The sequence below is a fragment of the Xylanivirga thermophila genome (genome assembly GCF_004138105.1).
GTDB classification, from domain to species: domain Bacteria; phylum Bacillota; class Clostridia; order Caldicoprobacterales; family Xylanivirgaceae; genus Xylanivirga; species Xylanivirga thermophila.
The window spans coordinates 39,298-64,163 of sequence record NZ_RXHQ01000011.1 but is presented as its reverse complement, the minus strand read 5'-3'; the positions used below and the strand labels follow the sequence as shown (position 1 = coordinate 64,163).

Sequence of the window (24,866 nt, the reverse complement as noted above, 5' to 3'; positions counted from 1 at the left end):
ACGTTGAAAAAAGGAAGTATCCTTGAATCATTTAAAGATAAAAAGTTCAAGTATGGTGGATACGCCACATTGATGACCGCAGTAGTACTAGCCATATTGATAGTTGTAAATCTTTTAGTGGATCAGATACCATGGAAGTTAGATTTAACGCAAAATAAACTATATTCAATATCTGAAGACACTTATAAGATACTAGATAACCTTGATCAGGATATAAGGATAATAGGTCTATATGAGGCAGGAAAGGAAAATAAGGAAGTAGATGAGATACTCAAGAAATATGAGGCACGTACAAAAAAGGTATCTGTTGAATATGTAGATCCTGTGAAAAATCCTACATTTGCAAAACAGTATGATAAGGAAGGGAATGGATTAAGTACTGGTAGCCTCATAGTCATAAGCGGAAATAAATTTAAAGTTATAAGTCCCTTTGATCTATATGATTATAACTACCAAACCTATAGGGCAGAATCAATTGCTGTAGAACAGAGGGTGACTAGTGCAATATCATATGTTACTTCTGAGAAAAATCCAGTTGTATATACCTTACAGGGGCATGATGAAACGGCATTGTCGGTTGAATTGAAAAAAAGGTTTGAAAATGAGAACTATGAGGTGAAAGAACTTAACCTCCTTACTGAAGATAAGATACCAGAGGATATCGATTTGCTTATGGTAATATCTCCTAAACGGGATATTTCAGAAGAAGAGGATAAAAAGATAAGGGAGTATCTTACAAATCAAGGAAGGGCAGTATTTCTATTTGATGTGCTCCGTGATGAATTAACTAATTTTCAATCATTGCTGAAAAGTTATGGCGTAGCCATTCAACCCTCCATAATAGTTGAAGGCGATAGAAATCATCATGCAGGTAATCCGGTATGGTTAGTACCTAATATGGAATCCCATGATATAATATCCCCTTTAAAGAGCAAAGACATGATGGTTATTATGCCTGGTGCACAGGGAATAGAGACGCTGGACAAAAAGAAGAGGTCCATAGAAGTTGAGCCATTACTCACCACCTCATCTAATTCATGGGGAAAGAAGAATCTAGATGCAAAGACTGTGGACAAGGAAACAGGTGATTTTGAAGGACCTTTTGATTTGGCTGTAGCGGTTACGGATAAAACCTATGAGGATAATAAGGAAAAGACTACTAAAATTGTGGTTGTAGGTAATGCTACATTTACCGATGGACAATTTTCCGCTCAAGTTCCGGGGAATGGCGAATTGTTATTAAACAGCCTTAGCTGGTTGCAGGATAAAAAGGATATGATATCTATCCGCTCGAAGAGTCTTGAATATACTAGACTGAATATAACGGGTATGCAATCTCTAGTTTGGTCGGGTATTGTGGTTATAGTTATTCCTGTTGTGATCTTTTTGGCAGGACTTATGGTATGGCTGAGGAGGAGACATCTATGAGTAAGGGCAATAAGATAATTATACTAATAGTAGTATTGGGCTTGCTTATAGGTAGTTATATATTTATGAAGAACCGACCTACGAAAAAAGAAGATGCTGAGGGAGAACAGGAAAAGATAGAGCTGAGTAAGGTAGAGAAGGATAAAATAAACAAGATGGTGCTTCAATCAAAGGATTCTACCTTAACCTTTATAAAGAAGGGAGAAGAGTGGTCTATTGATTATCCACATCCTGTAAAGCTAAAGCAGACCTATATAGATGATATTGCCTATAGTTTTGCAAGCCTATATGCTGAGAGGGTAGTAGATGAAAATCCTGATGATTTATCCCAATATGGCCTCAAAGAGCCTTCAGTAAAGGCATGGGCAGAGCTTGAAGACGGTAATAAGACTAAAGTATTTTATCTTGGGGACAAGGCACCTACAGGAAATAATTATTATATTATGATAGAGGGCGATCCTAAGGTCTATGCCGTATGGATGAATCACGGAGAACACTTTAGCTATAAAATGGACGATATACGGGAGAAAAAGTTGACCGAGATAAATGTACAAGAGCTATCTTACCTAAAGATGGTTATTGCAGATAAAACTGTTATAGAAATTAAGGAAAATGACAATCGTTCTGAAGATGAAGCCCAATTTGGTCTTGGAATGTGGAAGATGATAAAGCCGTATAATCAGCCGATGGGAGTAGATAGCAATGGCATTGAGAAGGTACTCTCCGACATACCAAATCTTGAAATAAAAGGCTTCATAGATGATGATCCTTCAGATTTGGGTCAGTATGGCTTAGATGTTCCCTCTAGGGAACTCGTGGTAAAGGATAAATCAAATACTGTTCATCTGTATTTTGGAAAAGATGCAGGCGATGATGAAGTATATTTTAAAACGGCAGACTCTAATGCAGTATATACGATGGCAAAGGAAAAGGTATCATTTATGGATATCAAGCCGTTTGAACTCGTAGAAAAGTTTGCATTTATAGTCAATATAGATGATGTTGATAAGATAGTTGTAGAAGGTGAAGGAAAAGCTCATACTCTTACCCTAGAGCGTTCTACTAAAAAGGCAGAAAAGGAAGGGGAAGAGGATGAGATAGAAACCGTTTATAAAGTGGATGGCAAAGAAGTAGAGGAGAGTCCATTTAAAAAGTATTATCAGAGTATTATAGGACTGCTTGTGGATGCAGAAAATGATAAGGAGTCGACAGAAAAGGCCGAAGTCAAGACCACCTTTTTCTTAAACAAGGGAAAAGATCGGGAGATCCATGTGGATTATGTACCATATGACAGGGATTTTTATTCAGTTGTACGTCAAGGGAAGGCAGAATTTATTATAAGCAGGGATCAGGTGCATAAGATGCTAGAGGATCTAGAGCTTCTCATACAGGGCAAACTAGAAAATGATTAACTAAGATAATACCGTAAGACTGCTTATTCAGTGGTTTTACGGTATTCTTTTATTAATCATTATTTATGTCAATATAATCCATATTACAAATTGAAGATTGCATATTAAGTTCTTGTGTAATATATTTAAGGATAATATAATATTCATGGTTGGTTATACATATTTAATAAGTTGTGATGGGTATTTATTCTATAAAAAGAAAATTGAAATGAGGTAGTTATTATGAAAATTTCTGTCTTGGGATGTGGAAGATGGGGTAGTTTTTTGGCTTGGTATTGTGTAAAATTAGGTTATGATGTAATGTTGTGGGGTAGGAAGAATTCTGATTCATATAAAAATTTAGAACTGAATAGGCAAAATAGTTATCTTACCCTCCCGCCATCTATAAAGCTTACCAATTCTCTGGATGAGGCCATATCCCATGGAGATGTAATAATTATATCTATAAGCGCCCAAGGGTTGAGGGAATTTGCGGGCAGACTATCAAAGTACAATATAGAGGGCAAAACCTTTGTCCTGTGTATGAAGGGAATAGAGGCAGATACGGGTAAAAGGCTTACAGAAGTATTTAATGATGGGATAGATAAGGATGTCAATTTGGCAATATGGGTAGGTCCAGGTCATGTACAGGATTATATAAATGGTATACCAAATTGCATGGTAATTGATTCTGCAGACACTGGAATTACAAAGGAACTTGTTGACATATTCGCCAGTGAACTTATAAGGTTTTATTATGGACATGATTTAATAGGCAATGAGATAGGGGCGGCATCTAAAAATGTAATAGGGATTGCTGCAGGCATGCTAGATGGATTTAATCTTACCAGTCTCAAAGGAGCCCTTATGGCAAGGGGTACTAGGGAGATCTCCCGCCTTATAAGGGCACTAGGTGGCGATCCTTTTACTGCTTATGGCCTATGCCATTTAGGTGATTATGAAGCTACACTTTTTTCAGCCCATAGTCATAACCGTAGATTTGGTGAGGCATATGCAAAGGGAGAGTATTTTGTAAAATTAGCAGAAGGGGTAGATACTACTAGAGCCCTTGTAAATTTATCTAAAGAATACAATGTTGACTTGCCCATATGTCAGGGAGTATATGCCATACTATTTGACAAAAGGGAACCGGAAAAGGTATTAAATGATATGTTTTTACGTTCTATTAAATTTGAGTTTTGGGGGTAGAGTTGTATAAATGAAATTTGATCATGAAATCGTTGGGAAAATAGGTTCTATGGCACTTATACGCAAGGACGAATATGATATAGATTATAATGTATTTAGCAGATTGGGTATGGATCTTAATCCGGACTTTATATGGGTCACCTCGGGCTCTGTTGAAATAGGGCGTTTGGACTATATGAAGCGTAATAATGGGGATGAGCTAAAGGGTTTAGACATGCAGGAGGTAAAGGCTGATTATGCGGCTCAGGGACAAGCCATACTAATGGAAAATTACAGAAGGTTTATAGATCCTAAATATTCTGTAAGACAGATATTGGTAGAACATCAACATTTTAATGATCCTGAAAAGCGCGAGTTTATAAGAAAACTTTTAAACCGTGCATCTGAGCAGGGTGCTATACCTATAGTCAATTATAATGACTCGGTAAGTAGCGAAGAGATACGCAAAATGGAGCTGTATAACTTAAAGCAAAATCATGAGAATGTTGTAGAATGTATAGATAATGATGAAACTGCCGCACAGATAGCAGTATTAGTGCGGGCTAGAATGCTTATATTATTGACATCAGCTCCAGGGATCTTGAAGGATCCGAAAGACTCTACATCCATTATAAGGGAAGTTGAAGGTAAGGATGTATATGAGCTGTTAGATCATATAGATTCCTTGGAAAAGTATTGTAATGGAAGTAGTAGGGAAGGGGCAAATGGTATGAAGGCCAAGCTTAAATTTCTATCCGAGCCGGTTAAACAGGGAACTACTGTCATAATTGGCAGTTCAAAACATAGGTTAAAGGACCTTATAGAAGGAAACGTGGACAGAACAATATTTCGTATAAGATAAAGGAGGAAAAACTATGGATAAGGATAGATTGTCTAAACAGATGCAGTTTATAAAGGAGATAGACAAGGCAAAGGAGGTCTATCGTCAAACCGTATTGATGGATGCTTCACGGAGAGAAAACGATGCAGAACATTCCTGGCATATTGCCATAATGGCTATGCTATTAGGAGAATATGTAGATGATAAAGATATGGATTTTTGCCGAGTAATAAAGATGGTACTTGTCCACGATTTGGTAGAGATATATGCTGGTGATACATTTTGCTATGATGAGAAGGCTGGATTGGACAAGTCAGAGAGGGAAATAAGGTCTGCAAGGAAGCTTTTTGGAATGTTACCGGAAGATCAGTGTGATGAGTTTATGGAGTTATGGAGGGAGTTTGAAGAACGTTCTACTCCGGAGGCTAGGTTTGGAGCTGCCCTTGACAGGCTGCAACCTTTATATCATAATTATATGACTAAAGGATACACTTGGCGTGAGCATGATGTGGACTATTCAAAAGTTATAGAGCGAAATAAATATATAAAGGATAGTTCAGAAGTGCTCTGGGAATATGCACAAAGGATGATAGATGATTCAGTTGAAAAGGGTTATCTAAAACATGAAGGTAAGTAGTAAAGATTATGTCTGAAGTATTTTATGGAATGGAGACGTTTGAAATTGGCACACCATAAAGCTAGACAAAAGGAAATAATCACCATAGTAGTTTTGATATGTTGCATATGTATATCGGGTTGCAGTGCAAATAAGTATGATGAACATAAAAGGGAGGCATTTGCCCTTGATACCATAATAACCCTTACTGCCTATGGAGGGAAAAATGTAGATAAGGCAATTGATGAAGCCATATATCGTATACAAGAGATCGAGGAGCATATGAGTACTACCATAGATGACAGTGATATAAGTAAGATAAATAAAAATGCAGGTAAGGCTCCTGTGACTGTTCATAAGGACACACTATATGTATTGGATAAGGCGCTTGAATATTGTAGCATGAGTAATGGTATGTTTGATATTACCATATACCCGCTTATAAAACTGTGGGATATAAAATCAGAACATCCACGTGTTCCCTCAGCTGAGGAAATACAGGGGGCTTTAAAATATGTAGATTATAAGAAGATAGTAGTTGATAGGGACAAAAATAGTGTATACCTTATGGAAAAGGGTATGGGAATAGACCTTGGCGCCATAGCAAAAGGATATGCAGCTGATGAGGTGACAAGGATATTTAAAAAATATGGTATAGAACATGCATTGATAAATTTAGGTGGTAATATTATGGCCATAGGTAATAAGGTGGATGGCTCTAAATGGAATATAGGTGTCCAAAATCCCAGAACCAGTAAGGATAATGAAGGATACTTTGCAGTATTGGAGGTTTCAGATAGCGCAGTTGTAAGCTCTGGAGATTATCAAAGATATATGGTAAAGATATATGAAGAGACAGGTAAGAGATACCATCATATATTTGATCCAAAGACTGGTTATCCTGCTGATAAAGGTATAATAGCAACTACTGTTATATCGCCATTATCTATAGATGCCGATGCATTGTCTACCTGCCTTTTTGTAATGGGTTATGAAGGGTTTAATATTATAGATGAATTGGAAGGGGTAGATGCATTATTGGTATCTACTGATAAAAAGGTAACCTTGTCAAAAAAATTCTCAGTGCCAATTAACATAACAGATAGAGAGTATGGATATAAAAAATGAAGCAATTGTTTAAGATAGGGGATATTTTTATATATTGTGTGGTATTATTATTTATTCTCATAGGGATATTTGGTGCTAAGTGGTTGGCAAGGGGTGAGTATGAAAGGCAGGTTATTGTTGAAGTAGATGGCAGGATAATAGAGAAGATTCCAATGTCAGTAGATACTATTGGGAAAGAATTTACCATAGAGACAGGCAATGGTGGATATAATGTAATCCGAATAGATGATAAAGGGGTAAGTATTATAGACGCTAATTGTCCCGATAAGATATGTATACATGAAGGCTGGATACAAGACCCTGGTCAGGTTATAGTATGCCTGCCACACAAAATGGTGGTAAAGATAGAGGGAACTAATGTGAGCAATAATGGTGTTGACGATATAGTAAAGTAGGGAATGGTGTTATGAATAATACAAAAAAGATGGTGGTTTTAAGCCTTATAACTGCACAAGCCATTGTAATTCATTATATAGAGAGCTTTTTACCTGTATTGATTCCCGGAATAAAACTTGGATTAGCCAATATTATGACTATGGTTACTATAGCGTTATTTGGGTTTGGAGAGGCGCTTCTAGTGGTAATTATAAGGTGTGTATTAGGCTCGTTATTGGCAGGTAATCCCATGTCAATACTATATAGTCTGACGGGAGGTATCTTAAGTTGTATAGTTATATGGACACTATACAGGTACTTTGGGAAGTATTTTAGCTTAATTGCAATAAGTGTTGCCGGAGCTTTATTTCATAATGTAGGACAGCTTTTAGTTGCTTCTGTAGTATTTGGGACTATAGGGATATTTTTTACATATATCCCTATTTTAGCATCGGTTTCTGTTATAACTGGGTTTTTTATAGGTCTTGTGTCTATTTATATCCTACAGTTTTTGCCAAAATTTTTAACTAATCATTAAATATATTAAATTTTTAGAAAGAAAGCAGGAAAAAACGAAAATATGGCGTATAATAGATAAGGCACATAAATATATGGGCTGTGCTAGCTATATATATTATAAAAATATAGCATACTATGTAGCAGGGGGATACCAACATGAAGGAAATGCAAAAAATACAGGACAATATAGAGAATATTAGGAAGTATCTGAATGATGCGGTGGATCAGCAACTGGACGATAGGTATATTCTGTGGGTAAGCCAACTCCTTGATGAGTTGATTGTGGATTACTATGAATTGCAGCTGAAAAATAATAATGATGTGTTGCAATGATAGATTATTGATGATAAAATGTGTTTCAGGATATACTATCTTAAATGTAATGAAAGGGAATAGTAGGGAAGATTAAGAGATAGGATCCTTAGGCTGAAAGATCCTAAAGTATCCCCAACCCGCCCTGGAGCAGCAAGGTGGAATATAAGTATACCTTGCCGGTATTTAGGTTGACCGTTATTCAATTGAGAGGACTTATTATATATTTAATATAGTCAATAAAGGTGGTACCGCGGGGGAACTCCGTCCTTTGATTAAGGATAGGAGTTTTTTTATATAGATTTGAAAGGAGTTTTTTATATGGCACAAAAAAAACAGGAATTTGTAGCCCATATTACCCCTCGAGAAGAGGATTTTTCACAATGGTATACGGATGTGATAATGAAGGCGGATCTGGTTGATTATTCTCCAGTTAAGGGGTGTATGGTAATTAAGCCATATGGCTATGCAATTTGGGAAAACATTCAGAGAGAATTGGATGAGAGATTTAAGGCAACAGGGCATAAAAATGCCTATTTTCCATTGTTTATACCGGAAAGCTTGTTAAAAAAGGAAGAGGAGCATGTGGAGGGGTTTGCACCTGAAGTAGCATGGGTGACCCATGGGGGAGATGAAGAACTGGCTGAAAGATTGGTAGTGCGTCCTACATCTGAAACCATAATATGCGCAATGTACTCGAAATGGGTTCAATCCTATAGGGATTTACCACTTTTGTATAACCAGTGGTGCAGTGTAGTAAGGTGGGAAAAATCCACTAGACCCTTTTTGAGGACATCTGAATTTTTATGGCAGGAAGGTCATACAGTGCATGCTAGCTATGAAGAGGCTCAAGAAGAGACTCTAAAAATGCTTGATGTATATGATGAGTTTGCAAAAAATGTCTTAGCAATACCTATGATTACTGGTCAAAAGACAGAAAAGGAGAAGTTTGCAGGTGCACTAAGTACTTACACCATGGAAGCACTTATGCAGGATGGAAAAGCCCTTCAGGCAGGAACTTCACACAATTTGGGACAACATTTTGCTAAGGTATTTGATATTCAATATTTAGATAAGGATGGTCAGCTTAAGTATGTATGGCAAACCTCCTGGGGGGTATCTACGAGGTTAATAGGCGGCATAATAATGGTACATGGTGATGAACGAGGATTGGTTCTCCCGCCTAAAGTGGCTCCCATACAGGTGGTAATAGTGCCTGTTGCCATGCATAAAGAAGGTGTGCTAGAAAAGGCACGGGAATTGTATGACGAGCTTAAAAAGGCAGGTCTTAGGGTAGAACTCGACGACCGGGATACTCAAAGTCCGGGATGGAAATTTAATGAATGGGAATTAAAAGGTGTTCCCATACGGCTTGAAATTGGGCCAAGGGATATAAAAAATAATCAAGTAGTGCTGGTTAGAAGGGATAGCCTTGAGAAGATAGGGGCATCGATGGAAGATATTTCTGACACCGTAATAAATATGTTGGATAGTATAAATGATGGTATATATGAAAAGGCATTATCCATGAGAGATGAGCATACCTATGCAGCTGGTAATATGGATGAGTTTAAAGAAGCTTTGGAAAACAAGAAAGGTTTTGTAAAGGCCATGTGGTGCGGCAGGCGGGAGTGCGAGGATGCTATAAAAGATGCTACTGGTGCTACTACTAGGTGTATGCCCTTTAAGCAGGAACATTTAGGTGATAAATGTGTTTGCTGTGGACAAGAGGCTAAGCATATGGTATATTTTGCAAAGGCATATTGATTAACAGGTAAATAAATAAAAGGTGCGGTTTTAGGCGCATATCCATAGGGACACAAATTTAACTGTGAGGTTTCAGGGAAGGCAGACAGCAGATTGTTGTCTGCCTTTGGTGTATAACCAGGCATTGTTTAATTTGAATTGTGTCTTTTCTATTGACATTGCCTTTATTCAACTATGACTTTATTTCCACCTTTTTAAATTACCCCTTTACAAATCAAAATATTTTAGTTATAATAATGTTTGTCATGGGGATATAGCTCAGTTGGGAGAGCGCTTGAATGGCATTCAAGAGGTCAGGGGTTCGACTCCCCTTATCTCCACCAAATAGGATTCAAAGTCTAACACTGCTCGAATTCAACACAGTAAATCTAATTATGTTTATAATTAATACATAGGCAAAGAATAGTACTAAAAAACACTTATATGTATCTAGCGAATAAGGGCTTATATATAAGTGTTTTTATTTTGGATATTATTTTTTTCTTAAAAGGCTGTACAAATAATTTTTTATATTTTCTTTTCATGATAACATTAGTAGATTACTAATGAATATGTTGTATTTTGATTTTTGCTTTTTGAATGGCGTTCAAGGGATCACAGGTTTGATAATACATATTTTTTCGTATCTATAAATTACATTTGATTATTATATATGGTATAATATTTATATTGGAGGTAGGTAATTCGCCAGGGGAGAGGAAGAACTATATGCAGAAGATAGAGGACAATCGGGAAAAAGCAATGCTATTTGAAAAATGCATTGAACCAATATATGGTGAATTATATAGGTTTATTTATTCAATAGTGAGAAATAAGGAACTGGCAGAGGATGCCATGCAGAATACATTTTTGAATGCGTATATTTACATATTTGACGTACGAGATGACAATAAATTCAAATCATGGATATTTACGATAGCGAAGAGGGAGAGCATAAAAGTTTTACGCTTGTATAACAGAGAATTGCCTACTGATAGCGAAGATTTTATAGTCTATATGAACGAAAATACCGATTTTAATATCCCACATGATGTGGTAATAAGAAAAGAATTAAATGATAAGCTTATAGAGATAATAAATAATATGGATGCAAAATACAGGGATGTGGCCATACTGAAGTATGGTAATGGGTTAACCTTAGCGGAGATATCGGAAATTTTGAATACTAATATAAATACGGTAAAAACGTGGCATAGAAGGCTTAAAAATATAATATATAAGGAGCTTGCATCCTATATGTCCCAGGATCAGGATGTTAAAGTTCATTAAGATGGTTGGGAGGTTTTAATAATATGTTTGACAGGCGTAAAAAAGTCAGCAAGGATGTGTTGGATGAGCTTTTAGAGGATGTGTTTGCCAATAATTGGCAAGACATAAAGGACCTGGGAGATATAGAAGTGCCTGATATGAGTGAGATGTTAGACAATTTTGAGCAAGATATAAATAGAGAATCAAAAGTGATAGACTATAGGGTGATTTTAGGGAAAAAGGCAAAACGTAAAAGATTAAAAAGTGTAGTATCTAAAATAGGTATTGCAGCGAGTATATTTATAATTGCATTTGGTCTGTCCATATATTTTGATACTTCAAAGGGTCAGGCTTTTAGGTTTGATATTATAAAGACGTTTACGGAACTTAAAGATGGTGTTTATTTTGTACATCAATCAAATGTGGATGATAAAGATGAAATAGAGGGTTCCAAAACGCAATGCAGCAGCGACGATTCATCCATTTCAAAGGAAAATATGACATTGGAGCAGGCAAAAAAGGAGATTCCATTTAAGGTGTTATATCCAACGTATTTACCCAATGGTTATAAGCTTAAGGGAATAAGCTGGAGAAGGTTCGTGGATGGTATTAATGTTGTTGAACAGGTTTATAAAAATAGAGATGAGTATTTTACCATATCTCAGCATTCAAATGCAACTGATGTAGATTCCATAACAAATGCCGATTCTAGCAGGGCAGGTCTTGAATCCATTAAACTTAGAGGAACGGATGTAATTATAGTTAGTGGTCAAGGACAATTTTCATATGCAAAATGGTATGAAGATGGTTTTAAATATGAAATATCGGTATATTCATTAGAAGATGAGGAAATAATAAAAACAATAAAAGGGTTAAAATAGGCACTTTGTGATATGCCCCACCTATGTAAGCAGTTTTATTATTTTAACTGTCTGCTATAAGGCGAGCATATCGATTATGTGCCTATTTAGTCTAATTAAAAAAAATATAATTTGATACTGCACTCTTATAGTCTGATATTCCCATATCCTTAACATAATTTACACTGGTAGTCCTGTAATAATATCCAGGTTTTGCATCCAAAAAGAAATAGTTATCGGCTTTCATGTAATTGAACCTTTCATATTCAAAGGTTTTAAGGTTGGCCCATCTTCCATTTTCCCATTTTTGAAATGTGAGTGTAAATCCTACAATATCTACATAGTTGCTGGCAACGCTTTCTCCATATCCTTTAAGCCTTGTGCTGGAGCTCTTGCCTATTTCACATCCCCATACTCCTAGATACCCTGGTTCTTTTGCTGTAGTTCCAGATAAGCTATTGTTACGGTTTGGTGGTACTTCCCTATAGTGGTAGTCTTGTCCAAAATCGGGGTAGGGTGAAGGTATACCCTCTGTAGGGATAGTAGAATAAGTTGCTGTTTCCCCATCGGCCAAGGCAGTTAGTTGAAAGCAGAACATAAGGCTAAACATTAATGTAATACTGATGATTGATTTGATTTTTTTCATATGTAAAACCTCCTAAAATTTATTTATTCTATCTATTAGATACAAAATAATACAAAAAGGTTTCAAATATTTTGAAAATAAAAATGCAAAAAAATAAAAGCCGGAACTATCCGGCTTTAAAAAGGATTTATTTAGATTTTTTTATCATTCGTCCTACTGCTAGGGTACTAACTATACCAGTCATTACAGGGACTGCTATGTTCATTTTGTTATTTCTTTTTTTATTTGTTGTACCGATACCCATCATATCCCCAAATTCATACATAATATTATTTAAACGGGAGTTTTTCTTTTTATTCTTCATATATATCAACCTCCTATAATTATTATTGCAGTATATTATGTTTTATATGTTGATATATTATTTCTTAAATTACAAAAAATTCACAAAAAGCATACAATTCATAAGTCGTTGACTTTCATGCATAAAACGATATACAATTATGAAAATACCTTTATTATAACTGTGGGGAGGTTTTATTATCATGATGGGAGATGTATTGGTTAAAGATTATAGGGGAAATGTTTTGGAAAACGTACATCCTGGTCATATATGTATAATAGATTACAATGGAAAGATTAAATATGATGTAGGAGACAATCAGCATATTACCTATATGAGGTCGAGTGCAAAGCCGTTACAAGCTATACCTGTTATAAAATATGGTTTTGATAAAAAGTATGGATATACGGATAAAGAGACAACCATATTGGCAGCTTCTCACTGGGGTGAACCATTTCATATAGCAGCTATAGAGTCTATAATTGCTAAATTGAACATTACAGAAGATGACCTTATAATGCTCCCAACATATCCGATAAATGTAAAGGCTAGGGAGGCGCTTTTAAAGGCAAATAAACCGGCAAGAAGAGTGTATCATAATTGTTCTGGAAAGCATTTGGGTATACTTACATTATCTAAAGGAATGGGATATGAAACAGAGGGATATTGGAAAATCGATCATCCAGCACAGCAAGAGATTTTAAGGCATGTAGCATATATGGCTGAATACGATAAGGATGAGGTAAAAATAGGGGTGGACGGATGCGGAGTACCTGTATTTGCCATGCCACTTTATAACCTTGCTAAGGCATTTCTAAGAATGGCATGTCCCGAACTTATAAAAGATGATGAAATAAGGATGGCAGTTATAAGATTAACCAAACTTATGAATGAAAATAGTGAGATGATAGGCGGTACTGGTACCATCTGCTCCAATCTTCTTATGGATGACAATATAGTAGCAAAGGGCGGTGCACAAGGAGTATATTGTTTTGGACTTAAAAAAGAAAAGCTAGGGATTGCTCTTAAGGTTATGGATGGTACTGAAAACAATTGGGGTATAATTGTGGCTTCTATATTGGAACAGATTGGATATGACAATAAAAAAACAATATCTAGACTTTATAATGTCTTTCCTACTGATATAAAAAATGATAATAATATAGTGGTAGGACGTAAAGAAGCTGTATTTCGAATATAGTATATATAGAAAAGTCTGGGTATAAATACCTGGACTTTTTTTTCTGAAATTAATTATGAAACTAATAGAAAAAATTATTTCATTTTGATGAAAGTTTATGCAAAATGACGTTCTATATATTGAGACTTGTGTACAATATATTTGACTTGGAAAACAAACAAAAAAATTGATTAAAAAAGTTTGAAGAATATAAAATATCATGGTATAATAAACAATAATTATGAAAGACAGCTTTTTGTAATATGCAAAATAACGTATTATCTGCTAACTTTCATAATAAAATAAATTATAGAAACAATATATTATTTTCAAGGAGGAGAGAAATTTTGAAGCGAAGTGCAAAAATCATGGCGTTGCTGTTGGTTTTAACCATGTGCATGAGTTTGGCATTGGTTGGCTGTGGCAAGCAAGATGATACTCAAAAGGATCAAAACAATAAAACAGAGGATAATAACTCCTCAGAAAAAACTGAGGAAAATTACGATGAGTTAGTAGCAAAATTGCCTACATTAAAGATATTGACTGATGATAGTGATGTGGCTAAGCGTGATACACAGGTTTATCAGCAGATGTGGGAAAAGAATCTTGGAGTAAAAGTAGAGATAGAATCTACGACATTCCAGAATCGTATACAACGTATGAATGATATGGATTATGAGATATGTCTTGCTGGTTGGGGACCAGACTATAATGACCCTATGACTTTTATGGATCTTTGGGTAACTGACGGACCTCAGAACCAGACAGCTTACAGCAATCCTAAATATGATGAGCTTATAGATAAGGCAAAACATAGTGCTGACAATGATGAACGTATGGATTTAATGGTCGAAGCAGAAAAAATACTTATGGAAGATATGCCCATAGGTCCTATATATTTTAGATATATGGATTATATCAAAAATCCTGCTGTAAAGAATGAAGTAAGACGTTTTATAGGTGCCAATCTCGATCTTTACTGGGCTGAGGTAGAAGGTAGAAAAGATATAAATTTAAATCTTAGTTCAGAGCCACCTCAGTTAGATCCCCAACTTTCTCAGGATGCCACATCTTTCCAGATACAGAATGCTGTATTTGAGGGATTGATACGTATGGATAAGGATAATAAGCCTACTCCAGGCATGGCTAAGGATTGGAAGGTATCCGATGATGGTATGAAATGGACGTTCAATATAAGGGATGATGCAAAATGGAGCAATGGTGATCCTGTAACTGCCCATGACTTTGAATATGCATGGAAAAGGGCACTTGATCCTGAAACGGCATCCCCATACTCATACATCCTTTATCCTATAAAGAATGCCGAATCCTATAATACAAATGGTGGAGCTACTGCTGATGAAGTAGGGGTAAAAGCTGTTGATGACAAGACTTTGGAAGTAGAGCTTGAATTACCTACACCATACTTTGATACATTGACTGCATTTAATACCTATATGCCCTGCAATGAGAAGTTCTTCAAGGAACAGGGTGGCAAATATGCAGCAGAAGCTAAAAATCTTATATATAACGGTCCATGGGTAATAGATGAATGGAATCATGAATCAAAGATTGTTTTAAAGAAGAACCCTAATTACTGGAATAAGGATGCAATAAATATTGATACTGTAAATTATGTAATGATAAAGGATAGTAATACTTCACTTAATATGTTTAAAACTGGTGAATTGGATATAACAGGTGTAAGGGGAGACCAGAGGGAAAGCGTTAAGAGTGAAGGGCATGAAATTTATAACTTTTCAGATGGTTCTTCATGGTATCTACAGTTTAATACTAATAATGAAGTACTAAAGAATGCAAAGATACGTAAGGCTTTGACATATGCCCTTGAGAGGGAAAATTACGTGAAGAATATCCTGCGTAATGATTCTAAGGTGGCATTAGGATATGTACCCCCTGTTATGCCAGGAAAATCCGGATTTTTCCGTGATGAAGTAGGCGATTTATTTCAGGATGCCCAGATAGAAGAAGCTAAGAAACTTCTTATTGAAGGAATAAAGGAACTTGGACTGGACAAATAGTGAAGAAAGAGTTAAAATTATAAATTGTAACTATACGCATAGTAATTATATACGTAGAAGGTATATGCAACATGTTGTATATACCTTCTATGCGTATTATAACTGCTATGTAAAAATATTGATAAAATATCATAAAAATCTAGGAGGTGTCAAGGCTTGAAACGGTACATTCTAAAGCGTATATTATATGCAATAATTACTTTATTTGTTATTTCAACCCTTACCTTTATACTTGCAAACAGGCTCCCCGGCAAGCCTTTTATCGGCACAAAACCTATACCAAAGGCTATTCAGGAAAACTTGAATAAGAAATATGGATTGGATCAGCCGGTATATGTGCGATATGTCAAGTATATGAAAAATGTATTGAAGGGTGACTTGGGCATGTCCATGCTTCAACCTAATAGAAGTGTAAAGGGGATAATAAAGGATAATTTTCCTGTTTCAGCATCTTTAGGTCTACGTGCACTTATATTTGCTGTGATAGCAGGATTGCTTCTGGGTATTGTAGCCTCTACACACAGGGGAAAGGCTTGGGATAATGTTGCTATGGTAATAGCAGTTATTGGTGTTTCAGTGCCTAGCTTTATAATAGGCGGTATAATACAGTATATATTTAGTGTTAAATGGAGGATATTGCCAGTAGCGGGATGGGGTGAATTTAAACAGACCATATTACCTTCATTTTCATTGGGACTTGGTACTTTGGCTCTGATGGCACGCATGATGCGTACTAGTATGTTAGATGTATTAAGTCAGGACTATATAAAAACTGCAAAGGCCAAAGGACTGTCTAATAGAGCTGTAGTATGGAGACATACAATAAGAAATGCCATTTTACCTGTTGTTACTATACTAGGTCCATTGGTTGCAGGAATAACGACAGGTACTTTTGTAGTGGAGAATATATTCGGTATTCCGGGATTGGGTGTGCACTTTGTAAATAGTGTTAACCAAAGTGATTATACACTCATAATGGGACTTACTTTGTTTTATGCAATTATATTAATTACTATGAATCTTATAGTTGATATTTTATATGGCGTTATAGACCCAAGAATAACACTTGCCAAAAAGAAGGAGTGAACATCAAGTGGCGATAGAACTAGAAAAATTTAAACCAGTAGATATGGATATAGCCCACAGTGAAAAAATATTAAGGCCTAGTATGACATACTGGCAAGATGCATGGAGAAGATTAAAATCCAACAAGGCAGCAATGTTTTCTTTATGTGTATTGGCTGCCATGATATTGATGGCTATTATAGGTCCCCATATGCTACCTTACAAGTTTTCAGATCAGGATTATGCTGCTGTGTTCAGCCCTCCTAGTTCAGAGCACTGGTTTGGAACAGATGATCTTGGTCGAGATCTGTTTGTTAGAGTTTGGATGGGAGCTAGAGTATCCCTTCGTATAGGCTTTTTTGCCGCGTTGATCGATATAGTGGTGGGTATGATATATGGTGGTATATCAGGTTACTTTGGAGGTAAGGTTGATAATATAATGATGCGTATAGTTGATATACTGTATGCTATTCCCTATATGATAATAGTTATTCTCTTGATGATAGTATTAGAACCAGGTGAATTTACCCTTATTTTGGCCATGTCAATAACTGGCTGGGTGGGTACGGCAAGACTGGTGAGGGGTCAGATACTACAGCTTAAAAATCAGGAATTTGTATTAGCTGCCCAGGCATTAGGTGCAAGTCCTTGGAGGATAATAACCAAGCATCTATTTCCAAATATTTTGGGAGTTATGATAGTGCAGATGACCATGGATATCCCTGGAGCGATATTCAGTGAGGCCTTTTTGAGCTATATTGGTTTGGGTATAAAACTTCCCAATGCAAGTTGGGGTAGTTTGGCTAGTGATGGCATCAGACAAGTAGTGGAGCGTCCGTGGATGCTTGCATTCCCTGCTATAATGATATGCTTGACCATGCTTTCATTTAATATACTAGGCGATGGGTTAAGGGATGCCCTTGATCCAAAGTTACGGAGTTAGGTGGTGTGTATATGTCAGAACATTTATTAGAAGTAAACGATCTTCATGTTTCTTTTTATACCTACGCAGGGGAGGTACAGGCAGTACGTGGAGTAGATTTTTATGTTGATAAAGGTGAAACATTGGCCATTGTTGGTGAATCAGGCTCTGGTAAGAGTGTAACGGTAAATTCTCTTATGAAGCTTATACCATCACCTCCAGGCAAAATAAAACAAGGAAGCATTCTGCTGGAAGGCAAAGAGATTACTACTTTGAATGAAAGGCAGATGAATGATATAAGGGGTTCACAAATTGGGATGATATTTCAGGATCCTATGACATCATTGAACCCTACTATGACCATATCGCAGCAGATATCTGAGGTTATTGTAAAACATAAAAAAGTTTCTAAGAAAGAAGCCGCAAAGCAGGCGATAGAATTATTGGATTTGGTGCAGATACCTAATCCAAAAAAACGGGCAAATAATTATCCCCATCAGTTCAGTGGTGGTATGCGTCAGAGGGTAATAATAGCTATGGCTATAGCATGTAATCCTAATCTTCTTATTGCAGATGAACCTACAACTGCATTGGATGTTACCATACAGGCGCAGATAATAGATTTAATGAGAGATATTCAGAAAAAAACGGGTACAGCCATCATCCTTATTACTCATGACTTGGGAGTAGTTGCAGATATAGCTGACAGAGTGAATGTAATGTATGCAGGTAAGGTGGTAGAATCAGGTACTTTAAGGGATATATTTTATGATCCAATGCACCCATATACCTGGGGGCTTTTAGAGTCAGTGCCAAGACTTGATATGGAAGAGAAAAAGGCATTGGTTCCTATTCCAGGTACACCGCCGGATTTATTATCACCGCCTCAAGGTTGTCCTTTTGCTGATAGATGCAAGCATGCTATGATCATTTGCAAAGAGCAGCAGCCTGAGGTAACAAAGTGTTCGGATACCCATACTGCAGCATGTTGGCTCATGCATCCTAATGCTCCAAAAGTTGAAAGACCAGTAGGGGGTATAAAAAATGAGTAATTCAGTAAAACATCTATTAGAAGTAAAAAATTTAAAAAAGTATTTTAATGTGGGATCGGGACAAGTATTAAAGGCGATTGATGATGTATCCTTTTATATAGATAAGGGTGAAACCTTTGGTCTGGTAGGAGAAAGTGGTTGTGGTAAATCTACCACTGGCCGTACTATTACAAGGCTATATGAAGCTACCAGTGGTGAAATATATTACGAGGGAAAAGATATAAGCAGGCTAAATAAAAGGGAGGCAAAGGATTATACCAAGGATGTCCAGATGATTTTTCAGGATCCATATGCTTCTTTAAATCCGAGAATGACCGTAGGAGATATAATTGCAGAAGGTATAGATATTCATAATATTTATAAAGGTAAAGAACGGCAAGAGAGAATTTATGAACTTCTAGGCCTTGTAGGTTTAAATCAGGAGCATGCCAATCGTTTTCCGCATGAATTTAGTGGTGGTCAAAGACAGCGTATAGGCATAGCACGGGCGCTTGCAATAGAGCCAAAGCTTATAATATGTGATGAGCCCATATCAGCTCTTGATGTATCAATACAGGCTCAGGTAGTAAACTTATTGGAGGAACTACAGCGAAATCTAAAGCTTACCTATTTATTTATTGCCCATGATCTTAGCATGGTAAAACATATAAGTGATCGTGTAGGCGTTATGTATTTAGGATCTATAGTAGAGATGGCACCGAGTGCAGAGCTATATAAAAATTCTATGCACCCATATACTGGGGCTCTTATGTCGGCAATTCCCATACCTGATCCTGATATTGAGCGTAGTAGGCAACGGATATTATTGGAGGGGGATGTACCGAGTCCCATAAATCCTCCTGCAGGTTGTAAGTTTGCAAGTCGTTGCAAACATGCAATGCCAATATGTAAGGAAAAAGCACCTGAACTGGTAGATCAAGGTGGAGGTCATTTTGTAGCTTGTTATTTATATAATAAATGATAAAAAGCAGTATGCTCAAGAAACCGGGCATGCTGTTTTTTTTATATACATATAAACAAAACCAATCGAATATGTTATAATAATAAAAGAATAAACATAAAAACAGAACAAACAACATATAAGATATTGGGAGGAGAGTTTGTATGGATATTGTTAGTTGCATAGCTGTGGATCTTGGAGCCTCCAGTGGCAGAGTTATACTATCAAATTTTGATGGTTCCTCTATAAAACTTGATGAGGTATATAGGTTTCCAAATGAGCCAGTAAGGGTAGGCGGGAGATACTGCTGGGATTTTTTTAGGTTATATTATGAAATATTAAGAGGTTTAAAGATAGCTTCTAAGCACGGAGAGAATATTACAAGCATAGGCATTGATACGTGGGGAGTAGACTATGGCTTGCTGGATAGGGATAATAATCTAATTGGAGCACCTATTCATTATCGGGATGATAGAACAGAAGGAATAATGGACAAAGTAGATGAAATATTACCATTTAGTGAGCTGTATAAAAGAACTGGTATTCAGAAAATGCCCATAAATACCATATATCAATTATATTCCGACAAAGTTGTAAGACCTGTGAGTTTGGAGAATGCAGATACATTGCTTTTTATGCCAGATCTATTTAATTATTATCTAACCGGTGAAAAGCATAATGAATATACCATATCCTCCACATCTCAGCTTATTAATGCTAGTTCAAGGCGTTGGGATCGAGAAATAATATCAGAGTTAGGTCTTCCAAATCATATTTTTCAACATGTTATACATCCGGGAGAGATTTATGGATATCTAAGGGGAGATGTATCAGATGAGGTGGGACTTAAGGATATACCTGTTATAGCTGTTGGAAGTCATGATACTGCATCAGCTGTATGTGGTACACCCTTAAAAGATAAAAGAAGTGCATATTTAAGCTGTGGTACCTGGTCTTTGCTGGGACTTGAGCGGGATGAGCCAGTTATTACGGAAAAATCATTACAGTATAATTTTACTAATGAAGGGGGAGTAGGGGATACTATTAGACTTTTGAAAAATATAAATGGCTTATGGGTGATTCAGCAGCTTAGAAAAGAATGGAGTGCTACCAGATATGAGGTGTCCTTTGGTGATATTGTAACGGCTGCTCGCCAGGCACATGGTAAAGCGTTTTGCATTGATCCGGCATCTTCCAGATTTATGACACCGGGGAATATGATAGATGGGATAGTTTCTTTTTGCAAGGAACATGATCAGGGACAGCCGGAAGGACTTGGAGAGATTGCTATTGCAGCATATAATGGGTTGGTAGATAAATACAAAAATACTATATTTGAATTGGAAGAGGTGGCGGGAGAAGAGATAAAAGGCATAAACATGGTAGGAGGAGGTATTCAGGACGAGCTTTTATGTGAACTTACTGCCATGTCAACAGGAAAGGAAGTAATAGCAGGGCCTATAGAGGCTTCAGCCCTTGGAAATGCTGCCATACAGCTTTTAGCAAATAGTTATATAGATAATATAGAGGAAGGTAGGAAGATCATTTCACGCTCATTTGAGCGAAAAACATATGAAACTATTAAATAAATAAGGAGGTATAGGATGCTTGCTATTGAAAGAAGACGGGAGATAATGACCATACTGCAGGATGGAAAAAGCGTTTTGGTATCGGATCTTAGTAAAAAGTTTGATGTGACAGAGGAGACCATAAGAAGGGATTTAGAAAAGTTAGAGAGGGAGGGGCTGGTAAAGAGAAGTTATGGTGGCGCTGTGCTCAATGAGAATACTAGTATGGATCTGCCCTTTGATGTGCGCGAAATAACCAATATAGAGGCTAAGCAGAAGATAGCACAAAAGGTATCAAGCTTTATAGAGGATGGTGATACCTTGATGATAGATTCCAGCTCTACGGCCCTACAGCTTGCAAAGTATATAAAGGAAAAGAAAAATATTACCGTTATAACCAATTCGTTAAGCATGCTCTTAGAATTGAATAATGCAGAAAATATAAGGACTATATCTACAGGGGGCGATCTTAGAAGTTCTTCCCTTTCCTTTGTAGGATATTTGTCGGAAAAGGCTATTAAAAGCTATTATGTAGATAAGGCGATATTGTCCTGCAAGGCCATAAATATGAATAAAGGTATATTGGAATCCAGTGAGATGGAGGCTTATATAAAGAAAGCCATGGTAGAGCGAGCGCAAAAGACATTTTTGCTTCTTGATAGTACCAAGTTTGATATAGTTTCCTTTGTAAATATCACGGAATTTGATAACATACATTCGATATTTACCGATAAAAAATTATCTCCTGAATGGGAACAGTTTTGTCAGGATAGGAATGTGAATATTATATACAGCTGATAAAAAGTATATTATAAATTAAAGATATTTAAGAAATAATATTGCACTATTTTTGCTTTGTGTGTACAATAGTATATAAACCAACATAAAAACAACAAAACAAATATTAATAAAAGGTGATGTGTATATGAGTATTATTGATGAGGATAAAATAAGAGAGCAAATATGTGAAATAGGGAAAAGAGTCTATGATAGGGGCTTTGTAGTAGCTAATGATGGTAATATATCAGTAAAGTTGGGAGATGACGAAATATTGTGTACTCCTACAGGGGTTAGCAAGGGCTTTATGACACCTGATATGATATGTAAGATCAATCTAAAAGGAGAGGTTTTAGAGACAAATGGTAAAAATAGACCTTCTTCAGAGGTAAAAATGCATCTTAGAGTGTATGAGGAAAGACCTGATGTAAATGCAGTAGTGCATGCCCATCCACCTTTTGGAACTGCATATGCAGTAATGAATAAACCACTTGATAAACCTCTTATTCCAGAGTCGGTTATATTATTAGGGGAGGTGCCTGTAGCAAAATATGGTACGCCGTCCACTGAAGAAATACCGGATGCAATATCAAAGTACTTACAGGATTATGATGCCATGCTTCTTGAGAATCATGGTGCCCTTACATATAGCTCAGATTTGGAGGGTGCATTCTTTAGAATGGAGTCGTTAGAGTTTTATGCCAAGATAACATTTATATGTGAATTGTTGGGTGATGCTAATGTTTTAGACGAAGAAAAGGTGAAAGCCCTTTATAGCATAAGAAAACAGATGAATTTACCAGGAAGGCATCCTGCTTTTTCTATTGAAGAACATAAATAAGCTTTAAATTGAAATAGATAGGAGTGTTTTTATGGCAAATATTAAAGGGATGAGGTTAAGTGGGCTAGAGAATAGGTTTAAAGGTAGTATGCCTAAAATTGGGATAAGGCCAGTTATAGACGGTCGACGGAGGGGTGTTCGTGAATCCTTGGAAGAACAGACAATGAGGATGGCCAGATCAGTTGCGGATTTACTTGAGCACAACCTCAAACATGCAAATGGCTTACCAGTCGAATGTGTTATTGCCGATACCTGCATAGGTGGAGTATCTGAGGCTGCTCAAACTGCTGAAAAATTTGCCAGGGCGGGAGTGGGTGTATCTATAACAGTTACTCCCTGTTGGTGCTATGGTGCTGAAACACTTGACATGGATTCTTTAATACCGAAGGCGATATGGGGATTTAATGGTACTGAAAGACCAGGTGCGGTATATCTTGCAGCTGCATTGGCTGCCCATGATCAAAAGGGTATTCCTGCTTTCGGTATATACGGTAAGGATGTTCAGGAAGCAGATGATGCTGAGATTCCTAGTGATGTAAAGGAAAAATTGCTGCTATTTGCAAAGGCAGGTTTGGCTGCTGCAACAATGAGGGGAAAATCATATCTCCAAATGGGCAGTGTTGCTATGGGTATAGCAGGTTCTATGGTAGACCCTGATTTTCTGGAAGACTATCTTGGTATGCGTTTTGAATCAATAGACCTTACTGAATTTATAAGGCGTATAGATGAAGGAATATATGATAAGGAAGAATTTGAACGAGCCCTTGCATGGACGAAAGAAAATTGCATAGAGGGTAAGGATAACAATAAACCACATATGCAGTCTTCTAGTGAAAGAAAAGATTGGGAATGGGAGTTTGTAGTTAAGATGGCTATGATAGCCAAAGATTTGATGGCAGGCAATAAAAAACTAGCTGAGATGGGGTTTGAAGAGGAAGCACTTGGACATAATGCTATTTTAGCAGGTTTTCAAGGTCAAAGACAATGGACAGATCATTTTCCAAATGGTGATTTCTTAGAGGCTATCCTCAATTCGTCATTTGATTGGAATGGTATAAGGGAGCCTTTTTTAGTAGCTACTGAAAATGACTGTTTAAATGGAATTGCAATGCTTTTTGGCCATTTAGTTTCAGATAGAGCTCAGATATTTGCCGACGTAAGGACTTATTGGAGCCCTGAGGCTGTGAAGAGAGTAACTGGCAAGGAACTTGATGGCATGGCAGCACAAGGATTTATACATTTGATAAACTCAGGTGCAGCTGCTCTTGATGCAACAGGAGAGCAGACAACAAAAGATGAGCCGGTAATGAAACCATTCTGGGAAATAACACCTAATGAAGTAGGTAAGTGTCTTGATGGCACAAGATGGCGGCCTGCTATACGTGAGTATTTTCGTGGGGGTGGATTTTCATCAAACTTTTTAACAAAAGGAGGTATGCCGGTTACCATGTCTAGGGTAAACCTCATTAAAGGTTTGGGGCCTGTGCTTCAGATAGCAGAGGGTTATACTATAGATCTGCCAGAGGATATACATGATATATTAAATAGACGTACAGATCCTACTTGGCCCACCACCTGGTTTACTCCCATATTGACTGGCAAAGGTGCCTTTAAGGATGTATATTCGGTAATGAACAGCTGGGGTGCAAATCATGGAGCAATAAGCTATGGGCATATAGGGGATAAACTTATTACATTGGCTTCCATGCTTAGAATACCAGTTAGCATGCATAATGTATCTGAAAATAGAATCTTCAGACCATCGGCTTGGTATTCATTTGGTACAAATGATTTAGAAGGTGCTGATTTTAGAGCTTGTTCAAACTATGGACCGCTGTACGGTAGAAAATAATATTATTTTACTCCTTTTCACAGAA

General features: G+C 36.7%; 24 protein-coding genes, 1 tRNA gene and 1 other annotated feature. Of the genes, 23 read left to right on the top strand and 2 right to left on the bottom strand.

The window, feature by feature from the left end; genetic code table 11:
- Positions 1 to 3 precede the first annotated feature (3 nt).
- The 13 genes from EJN67_RS06955 (at position 4) to EJN67_RS06895 (ending at position 11,694) form a co-directional block, all read left to right on the top strand.
- The gene (locus tag EJN67_RS06955; RefSeq protein ID WP_207207983.1) at positions 4 to 1,428 is read left to right on the top strand and encodes a GldG family protein; all 1,425 of its coding nucleotides are present in this window, start codon (positions 4 to 6) and stop codon (positions 1,426 to 1,428) included.
- Complete coding sequence (locus EJN67_RS06950; RefSeq protein ID WP_165000786.1) at positions 1,425 to 2,840, top strand: DUF4340 domain-containing protein; 1,416 nt, start codon at positions 1,425 to 1,427, stop codon at positions 2,838 to 2,840. The genes EJN67_RS06955 and EJN67_RS06950 overlap by 4 nt, the downstream gene beginning before the upstream one ends.
- 222 nt (positions 2,841 to 3,062) lie before the next feature.
- Positions 3,063 to 4,028, top strand: coding sequence for an NAD(P)H-dependent glycerol-3-phosphate dehydrogenase (locus tag EJN67_RS06945; protein ID WP_129723623.1), 966 nt, complete (start codon positions 3,063 to 3,065; stop codon positions 4,026 to 4,028).
- A gap of 10 nt (positions 4,029 to 4,038) precedes the next feature.
- The gene (locus tag EJN67_RS06940) at positions 4,039 to 4,869 is read left to right on the top strand and encodes an amino acid kinase family protein (RefSeq protein WP_129723622.1); all 831 of its coding nucleotides are present in this window, start codon (positions 4,039 to 4,041) and stop codon (positions 4,867 to 4,869) included.
- A gap of 13 nt (positions 4,870 to 4,882) precedes the next feature.
- Complete coding sequence (locus EJN67_RS06935) at positions 4,883 to 5,485, top strand: HD domain-containing protein (RefSeq protein ID WP_129723621.1); 603 nt, start codon at positions 4,883 to 4,885, stop codon at positions 5,483 to 5,485.
- A 45-nt stretch (positions 5,486 to 5,530) separates the two neighbouring features.
- Positions 5,531 to 6,592, top strand: a complete 1,062-nt coding sequence (locus tag EJN67_RS06930; protein WP_165000785.1) for an FAD:protein FMN transferase — start codon at positions 5,531 to 5,533, stop codon at positions 6,590 to 6,592.
- Entirely contained in the window at positions 6,589 to 6,987 is a 399-nt protein-coding gene (locus EJN67_RS06925; protein WP_129723619.1) for a NusG domain II-containing protein, read from the top strand. The genes EJN67_RS06930 and EJN67_RS06925 overlap by 4 nt, the downstream gene beginning before the upstream one ends.
- An 11-nt stretch (positions 6,988 to 6,998) precedes the next feature.
- On the top strand, positions 6,999 to 7,505 hold the full coding sequence (locus EJN67_RS06920) for a Gx transporter family protein (RefSeq protein ID WP_129723618.1): 507 nt from the start codon (positions 6,999 to 7,001) through the stop codon (positions 7,503 to 7,505).
- Between the two features lie 137 nt (positions 7,506 to 7,642).
- The gene (locus EJN67_RS06915) at positions 7,643 to 7,819 is read left to right on the top strand and encodes a Spo0E family sporulation regulatory protein-aspartic acid phosphatase (protein WP_129723617.1); all 177 of its coding nucleotides are present in this window, start codon (positions 7,643 to 7,645) and stop codon (positions 7,817 to 7,819) included.
- A gap of 40 nt (positions 7,820 to 7,859) precedes the next feature.
- Positions 7,860 to 8,073, top strand: a binding site (T-box leader).
- 46 nt (positions 8,074 to 8,119) lie between these two features.
- Entirely contained in the window at positions 8,120 to 9,565 is a 1,446-nt protein-coding gene (gene proS / locus EJN67_RS06910) for a proline--tRNA ligase (RefSeq protein WP_129723616.1), read from the top strand.
- A gap of 247 nt (positions 9,566 to 9,812) precedes the next feature.
- Positions 9,813 to 9,888, top strand: a tRNA-Ala gene (locus EJN67_RS06905).
- A gap of 385 nt (positions 9,889 to 10,273) precedes the next feature.
- Positions 10,274 to 10,834: an RNA polymerase sigma factor gene (locus EJN67_RS06900; RefSeq protein WP_129723615.1), complete on the top strand. Its 561-nt coding sequence runs from the start codon at positions 10,274 to 10,276 to the stop codon at positions 10,832 to 10,834.
- Positions 10,835 to 10,857: 23 nt separating this feature from the next.
- Complete coding sequence (locus tag EJN67_RS06895) at positions 10,858 to 11,694, top strand: DUF4367 domain-containing protein (protein ID WP_129723614.1); 837 nt, start codon at positions 10,858 to 10,860, stop codon at positions 11,692 to 11,694.
- A 91-nt stretch (positions 11,695 to 11,785) separates the two neighbouring features.
- Here EJN67_RS06895 and EJN67_RS06890 read toward each other — a convergent pair whose 3' ends face one another.
- Both EJN67_RS06890 and EJN67_RS14015 read right to left on the bottom strand, forming a co-directional pair.
- Positions 11,786 to 12,319, bottom strand: coding sequence for a hypothetical protein (locus EJN67_RS06890; protein ID WP_129723613.1), 534 nt, complete (start codon positions 12,317 to 12,319; stop codon positions 11,786 to 11,788).
- Positions 12,320 to 12,446: 127 nt separating this feature from the next.
- Positions 12,447 to 12,623 (bottom strand): hypothetical protein, encoded by a 177-nt coding sequence (locus EJN67_RS14015; RefSeq protein ID WP_165000784.1) that lies wholly within the window; start codon positions 12,621 to 12,623, stop codon positions 12,447 to 12,449.
- A 181-nt stretch (positions 12,624 to 12,804) separates the two neighbouring features.
- Between EJN67_RS14015 and EJN67_RS06885 the strand changes: the two genes are divergently transcribed.
- From EJN67_RS06885 to EJN67_RS06840, 10 genes are all read left to right on the top strand, one after another.
- A complete protein-coding gene (locus tag EJN67_RS06885; protein WP_207207982.1) occupies positions 12,805 to 13,803 on the top strand; it encodes an asparaginase in 999 nt (332 codons plus the stop codon).
- A gap of 326 nt (positions 13,804 to 14,129) precedes the next feature.
- Complete coding sequence (locus EJN67_RS06880) at positions 14,130 to 15,824, top strand: ABC transporter substrate-binding protein (RefSeq protein WP_165000783.1); 1,695 nt, start codon at positions 14,130 to 14,132, stop codon at positions 15,822 to 15,824.
- Positions 15,825 to 15,980: 156 nt separating this feature from the next.
- Positions 15,981 to 16,910: an ABC transporter permease gene (locus tag EJN67_RS06875; protein WP_129723611.1), complete on the top strand. Its 930-nt coding sequence runs from the start codon at positions 15,981 to 15,983 to the stop codon at positions 16,908 to 16,910.
- Between the two features lie 43 nt (positions 16,911 to 16,953).
- Positions 16,954 to 17,832 carry an ABC transporter permease gene (locus EJN67_RS06870; protein ID WP_129723645.1) on the top strand — a complete coding sequence of 293 codons (879 nt, stop codon included), beginning with the start codon at positions 16,954 to 16,956 and terminating at the stop codon, positions 17,830 to 17,832.
- Between the two features lie 11 nt (positions 17,833 to 17,843).
- On the top strand, positions 17,844 to 18,863 hold the full coding sequence (locus EJN67_RS06865; protein WP_129723610.1) for an ABC transporter ATP-binding protein: 1,020 nt from the start codon (positions 17,844 to 17,846) through the stop codon (positions 18,861 to 18,863).
- The gene (locus EJN67_RS06860) at positions 18,856 to 19,824 is read left to right on the top strand and encodes an ABC transporter ATP-binding protein (protein ID WP_129723609.1); all 969 of its coding nucleotides are present in this window, start codon (positions 18,856 to 18,858) and stop codon (positions 19,822 to 19,824) included. The genes EJN67_RS06865 and EJN67_RS06860 overlap by 8 nt, the downstream gene beginning before the upstream one ends.
- A gap of 143 nt (positions 19,825 to 19,967) precedes the next feature.
- A complete protein-coding gene (locus EJN67_RS06855; protein ID WP_129723608.1) occupies positions 19,968 to 21,392 on the top strand; it encodes a rhamnulokinase in 1,425 nt (474 codons plus the stop codon).
- A gap of 15 nt (positions 21,393 to 21,407) precedes the next feature.
- Positions 21,408 to 22,169: a DeoR/GlpR family DNA-binding transcription regulator gene (locus EJN67_RS06850; RefSeq protein ID WP_129723607.1), complete on the top strand. Its 762-nt coding sequence runs from the start codon at positions 21,408 to 21,410 to the stop codon at positions 22,167 to 22,169.
- A 127-nt stretch (positions 22,170 to 22,296) separates the two neighbouring features.
- The gene (locus tag EJN67_RS06845) at positions 22,297 to 22,989 is read left to right on the top strand and encodes a class II aldolase/adducin family protein (RefSeq protein WP_341538798.1); all 693 of its coding nucleotides are present in this window, start codon (positions 22,297 to 22,299) and stop codon (positions 22,987 to 22,989) included.
- A 31-nt stretch (positions 22,990 to 23,020) separates the two neighbouring features.
- Positions 23,021 to 24,841, top strand: a complete 1,821-nt coding sequence (locus tag EJN67_RS06840; protein ID WP_129723606.1) for an L-fucose isomerase — start codon at positions 23,021 to 23,023, stop codon at positions 24,839 to 24,841.
- Positions 24,842 to 24,866: the final 25 nt, after the last annotated feature.

Bases quoted from the DNA above. Each gene is read 5' to 3' on its own strand.
- EJN67_RS06860 (WP_129723609.1), top strand. From the start codon at position 18,856: ATGAGTAATTCAGTAAAACATCTATTAGAAGTAAAAAATTTAAAAAAG.
- EJN67_RS06855 (WP_129723608.1), top strand. From the start codon at position 19,968: ATGGATATTGTTAGTTGCATAGCTGTGGATCTTGGAGCCTCCAGTGGC.
- EJN67_RS06870 (WP_129723645.1), top strand. From the start codon at position 16,954: ATGGATATAGCCCACAGTGAAAAAATATTAAGGCCTAGTATGACATAC.
- EJN67_RS06850 (WP_129723607.1), top strand. From the start codon at position 21,408: ATGCTTGCTATTGAAAGAAGACGGGAGATAATGACCATACTGCAGGAT.
- EJN67_RS06840 (WP_129723606.1), top strand. From the start codon at position 23,021: ATGGCAAATATTAAAGGGATGAGGTTAAGTGGGCTAGAGAATAGGTTT.
- EJN67_RS06950 (WP_165000786.1), top strand. From the start codon at position 1,425: ATGAGTAAGGGCAATAAGATAATTATACTAATAGTAGTATTGGGCTTG.
- proS (WP_129723616.1), top strand. From the start codon at position 8,120: ATGGCACAAAAAAAACAGGAATTTGTAGCCCATATTACCCCTCGAGAA.
- EJN67_RS06920 (WP_129723618.1), top strand. From the start codon at position 6,999: ATGAATAATACAAAAAAGATGGTGGTTTTAAGCCTTATAACTGCACAA.
- EJN67_RS06935 (WP_129723621.1), top strand. From the start codon at position 4,883: ATGGATAAGGATAGATTGTCTAAACAGATGCAGTTTATAAAGGAGATA.
- EJN67_RS06900 (WP_129723615.1), top strand. From the start codon at position 10,274: ATGCAGAAGATAGAGGACAATCGGGAAAAAGCAATGCTATTTGAAAAA.
- EJN67_RS06915 (WP_129723617.1), top strand. From the start codon at position 7,643: ATGAAGGAAATGCAAAAAATACAGGACAATATAGAGAATATTAGGAAG.
- EJN67_RS06885 (WP_207207982.1), top strand. From the start codon at position 12,805: ATGATGGGAGATGTATTGGTTAAAGATTATAGGGGAAATGTTTTGGAA.
- EJN67_RS14015 (WP_165000784.1), bottom strand. From the start codon at position 12,623: ATGAAGAATAAAAAGAAAAACTCCCGTTTAAATAATATTATGTATGAA.
- EJN67_RS06845 (WP_341538798.1), top strand. From the start codon at position 22,297: ATGAGTATTATTGATGAGGATAAAATAAGAGAGCAAATATGTGAAATA.
- EJN67_RS06925 (WP_129723619.1), top strand. From the start codon at position 6,589: ATGAAGCAATTGTTTAAGATAGGGGATATTTTTATATATTGTGTGGTA.
- EJN67_RS06890 (WP_129723613.1), bottom strand. From the start codon at position 12,319: ATGAAAAAAATCAAATCAATCATCAGTATTACATTAATGTTTAGCCTT.
- EJN67_RS06940 (WP_129723622.1), top strand. From the start codon at position 4,039: ATGAAATTTGATCATGAAATCGTTGGGAAAATAGGTTCTATGGCACTT.
- EJN67_RS06945 (WP_129723623.1), top strand. From the start codon at position 3,063: ATGAAAATTTCTGTCTTGGGATGTGGAAGATGGGGTAGTTTTTTGGCT.
- EJN67_RS06865 (WP_129723610.1), top strand. From the start codon at position 17,844: ATGTCAGAACATTTATTAGAAGTAAACGATCTTCATGTTTCTTTTTAT.
- EJN67_RS06895 (WP_129723614.1), top strand. From the start codon at position 10,858: ATGTTTGACAGGCGTAAAAAAGTCAGCAAGGATGTGTTGGATGAGCTT.